General features: G+C 75.7%; 5 protein-coding genes. 4 read left to right on the top strand and 1 reads right to left on the bottom strand.

Annotation, left to right across the window (positions count from 1 at the left end):
• Window positions 1–758 (bottom strand): glycosyltransferase family 39 protein (locus tag B0E53_RS33400; RefSeq protein ID WP_246835727.1); only part of this gene is annotated, 758 nt, incomplete at its 3' end.
• A gap of 399 nt (window positions 759–1,157) precedes the next feature.
• Here B0E53_RS33400 and B0E53_RS33405 point away from each other — a divergent pair.
• The 4 genes from B0E53_RS33405 to B0E53_RS33415 form a co-directional block, all read left to right on the top strand.
• On the top strand, window positions 1,158–2,870 hold the full coding sequence (locus B0E53_RS33405) for a nitrite/sulfite reductase (protein WP_107079585.1): 1,713 nt from the start codon (window positions 1,158–1,160) through the stop codon (window positions 2,868–2,870).
• Window positions 2,867–3,025 (top strand): IS1 family transposase, encoded by a 159-nt coding sequence (locus B0E53_RS37185; RefSeq protein WP_146167879.1) that lies wholly within the window; start codon window positions 2,867–2,869, stop codon window positions 3,023–3,025. Before B0E53_RS33405 ends, B0E53_RS37185 begins: the two co-directional genes overlap by 4 nt.
• A complete protein-coding gene (locus B0E53_RS33410; protein ID WP_107079586.1) occupies window positions 3,022–3,786 on the top strand; it encodes a phosphoadenylyl-sulfate reductase in 765 nt (254 codons plus the stop codon). The genes B0E53_RS37185 and B0E53_RS33410 overlap by 4 nt, the downstream gene beginning before the upstream one ends.
• A partial coding sequence (locus B0E53_RS33415) for a CbiX/SirB N-terminal domain-containing protein (RefSeq protein WP_246835728.1) occupies window positions 3,768–4,308 on the top strand: 541 nt, incomplete at its 3' end. The genes B0E53_RS33410 and B0E53_RS33415, both read left to right, overlap by 19 nt.

Raw genomic sequence — 4,308 nt, forward strand, 5'->3', positions numbered from 1 at the left:
GCCAGCACCAGCGGGGCGACCAGCACGGCCGCCGGCAGCAGCGCCACCAGCCACCGCCACAGCACCCGGGTTCCGGCGGGCGCTGGGTTGGCGGCCTCCCGCGGGGCGCTGTCCGCCGGGCGGGTCGGGTCCGGGGGAGCGCCGATGCCGGCCGCCGCGGGACCGGACCACGTGACCAGCAGCACCACGACGGCGTGCGCGGCGAGCAGGGTCAGGGCGATCAGGTGGAGCAGCCCGAGCGCGGCCACGGCGACGGCGTACCCGGTCCAGCGCCGCCAGGTGGGCCGGCGCAGCGCCCCGACCAGCAGCAGCGTGGCGAGCACGGCGAGCAGGGTGGCCAGGGCGTACGGGCGGGCCTCCTGGCCGTACCGGGAGGTGCCCGGCAGGACGGCGAGGAGCAGCCCGGCGAGCAGCCCGGCCCGGGGACCGGCCAGCCGGGCGCCCAGCCGGGCGGTGAGCGCGGCGGCCCCGGCCATGGCCAGCGCGGACGGCAGCCGCAGCGCGGTCGGCGAGGTCCCGGCCAGCGCGGTCCAGCCGTGCATGAGCAGGTAGTACGGCCCGGTCGCGGCGTCGATGGTGCCGGCCAGCCGGACCAGGTCGGGGACCGTACGGGTGGCCGCGCTCCAGGTCGCCAGCTCGTCCCGCCACGGCTGCGCGTGCCCGATCCCGGCCAGCGTGACCACCAGGGTGAGCAGCCCCGGCAGCGCCGGCACGAGCCAGGCCGGGCGGTCGCGGGACGGTGCGGACTCGGGAGTCACATCCCGCAGCGTCACACGACGGCGCGGCCGAGCCGGGCCGGTCCGCCGATCCCGGTGGGCGGGCTGGCGGAGCGACGGGGCGCGGGAGCGTACCACCGTCGATGGGGTGGCGGCGGCCCGTGATGTGGGATCACATCGGCGGCCGGTGGTCGGGGTCGGGCGGGTGTGGCAGCATGTGGCCTATGACCGCCGCTGTCATCCGCCGCTTCGTGGCCCGCCGCCACGTCGATTACGGCCGCGTCCGCAGCGCGATCTGTCCGGCCCACTGACGACGCCCGACCCATCCGTCTCGGGCGCGTTCCGCGCCGGCCGTCATCGACATCGCCGTCCTCGGCCCTCACCCAGGGCCGGCCGCCGCGTCCGCGCTACCAGGCACAGCAGACAACGGAGGACGCCGCGATGGCGGTCAGCAGCACCACCACGACCCGGCCCGACACCCCGGCGCCGGTTGCCCGGGCCCCGCGCCGGCCCCGTGGCGAGGGGCAGTGGGCGCTCGGGCACCGCGAGCCGCTCAACGCCAACGAGCGCATCAAGAAGGACGACGACCCGCTGAACGTGCGGGCCCGGATCGAGAACATCTACGCGCACCGGGGCTTCGCCTCGATCGACCCGCAGGACCTGCGCGGCCGGTTCCGCTGGTGGGGCCTCTACACCCAGCGCAAGGCGGGCATCGACGGCGGTCGCACGGCCGTGCTGGAGCCGCACGAGCTGGAGGACGAGTTCTTCATGCTCCGGGTGCGGGTGGACGGTGGTGAACTCACCCTGGCCCAGCTCCGGGTCGTCGCGGACATCTCGCGGGAGTTCGCCCGCGACACCGCCGACATCACCGACCGGCAGAACATCCAGTACCACTGGATCCGGGTCGAGGACATGCCGGAGATCTGGCGCCGGTTGGAGTCGGTCGGCCTGCAGACCACGGAGGCGTGCGGCGACTGCCCCCGGGTCGTGCTGGGCAGCCCGGTCGCCGGGGTGGCCCGGGACGAGGTGCTCGACCCGACGCCGGCGGTCGACGAGATCGTCCGCCGGTACGTCGGCGACAAGCGGTTCTCCAACCTGCCCCGCAAGTTCAAGACCTCGATCTCCTGGCTGGTCGACACCCCGTACGAGGCGAACGACATCGCCTTCCTCGGCGTCGAGCACCCGGACCTCGGTCCCGGCTTCGACGTCTGGGTGGGCGGCGGCCTCTCCACCAACCCGATGCTGGCCAAGCGCCTCGGCGTCTGGGTGCCGCTGGCCGAGGTGCCGGACGTCTGGGCCGGGGTGGTCGGCATCTTCCGCGACTACGGCTACCGCCGGTTGCGCAACCGGGCGCGGCTGAAGTTCCTGGTCGCCGACTGGGGCGTGGCGAAGTTCCGCGAGGTGCTGGAGAAGGAGTACCTGGGCCGGGCGCTGCTCGACGGCCCGGCCGCGACGCTGCCGGCGAAGCCGGTCGACCACATCGGCGTGCACGCGCAGCGCGACGGCAACAACTACGTCGGCGCCGCCCCGGTGGTGGGCCGGGTCTCCGGCACCCAGCTCGCCCGGCTCGCCGACGTGGCCGAGGCGCACGGCAGCGGCCGGGTGCGGCTCACCCCGTACCAGAAGCTGCTGGTGCTGGACGTGGCGCCGGAGCGGACCGACCCGCTGGTGGCGGAGCTGCGCGGGATCGGCCTGGAGGCCCGGCCCTCGGCCTGGCGGCGCGGCACCATGGCCTGCACCGGCATCGAGTTCTGCAAGCTCGCCATCGTCGAGACCAAGCGGCGCGGCGAGGAGCTGGTGGCCCGGCTGGAGGAGCGGCTGCGCGACTTCGACGCGGACATCTCCATCCACCTCAACGGCTGCCCGAACGCCTGCGCCCGCACCCAGGTCGCCGACATCGGCCTCAAGGGCCAGCTCGTGGTGGGCCCGGACGGCCGGCAGGTGGAGGGCTTCCAGGTGCACCTCGGCGGCGGCCTGGGCATGGCCGCCGGGCAGACCGCCGGGTTCGGCCGCAAGCTGCGCGGCCTGAAGACCACCGCCGAGGAGCTTCCGGAGTACGTGGAACGGCTGGCCCGCCGGTACCTGGCCGGCCGGACCGAGGGTGAGAGCTTCGCCAACTGGGTGATCAGGGTCGACGAGGAGGAATTGCGATGAGCGATGCCCGATCTGCGCCTCTCTACTGCCCGTACTGCGGGGAGGAGGACCTGCGGCCGCACGAGGCCGGGCACGGCGCCTGGGAGTGCCATGCCTGCGCCCGGGTCTTCACCGTCCGGTTCACCGGCCTGCTGAGCCGGGCGGTGACCCGATGAGCGCCCTGCCCTCCGCCGCCGGCCTGGGCCTGGTCGGGATCGGCGGGCCGGCCCCGGCCGACCCGGCCCGGCGCGACCCGGAGGAGCTGCGCGCGCTGGCCGAGCGGGCCGGCCGGGAGTTGGAGGGTGCGCCCGCGATGGAGATCGCCCGCTGGGCCGCCGAGACCTTCGGGGACCGGTTCTGCGTGACCAGCTCGATGGCCGACGGGGTGCTGGCGCACCTGGTCTCCCGGGTCGCCCCCGGGGTCGACGTGGTCTTCCTGGACACCGGCCTGCACTTCCCGGAGACGCTCAGGGTCCGCGACGAGGTGGCCCGGCGGCTGCCGGTGAACGTGCGCTCGATCCGCCCCCGGATGACCGTCGGCCAGCAGGACGGCCAGTACGGCCCCCGGCTGTTCAGCAAGTCCCCGGACGACTGCTGCCAGCTGCGCAAGGTCGAGCCGTTGGAGCGGGCGCTGACCGGGTACGACGCCTGGGCCGCCGGGCTGCGCCGGGACGAGTCGCCGACCCGGGCCAACACCCCGGTGGTGGCCTTCGACGCCCGGCGCGGCAAGGTCAAGGTCAACCCGATCGCGGCCTGGAGCCAGCGGGACGTGGACGCCTACATCGCCCGCTACGACATCCCGGTGAACGAGCTGCTAGCCCGGGGCTACGGCTCGATCGGCTGCTGGCCCTGCACCCGCCGTACCCGGGCGGGGGAGGACCCGCGGGCGGGCCGCTGGGCCATGTTCGAGAAGACCGAGTGCGGCCTGCACACCTGACCGCCGAGCCGCCGGTGGTGCTGGTCGCGCACGGCAGTCGGGATCCGCGAGCGGCCGCGGCGACCCGGGCGCTGGCCCGGGCCGTGGCGGCCGCCCGCCCGGGCGTCCCGGTGCTGCCGAGCTGGCTGGACCACACCGACCCCGGTCCCGCCGCGGTGTTGCGGGACCTGGCCGCCGCCGGTCACCCCGGGGCGGTGCTGGTGCCGTTGCTGCTGACCGCCGCGTACCACCGGAAGGTCGACGTCCCGGCGGCGGTGGCGGCGGCCCGTCAGGGTGGCGCGGCGATCGAGGTACGGGTGACCGACGTGCTGGGGCCGGCGGACGGGATGGTGGACACCCGGCTGCTGGCCGGGCTGCGCCGCCGGCTGGCCGAGGCGGAGCCGGGCGGCTTCGACGCCGTGGTGCTGGCCGCGGCGGGCACCCGGGATTTCCGGGCGCGTGGCTCGGTGGGTCGGGTGGCCGCGGCGCTCGGCGCCGAGCTGGGCGTGCCCTGCCGGGTGTCGTACGCCTCGGCGGCGCCCC

The organism is Micromonospora sp. MH33 (assembly GCF_003013775.1).
Taxonomy (GTDB): domain Bacteria; phylum Actinomycetota; class Actinomycetes; order Mycobacteriales; family Micromonosporaceae; genus Micromonospora; species Micromonospora fulviviridis.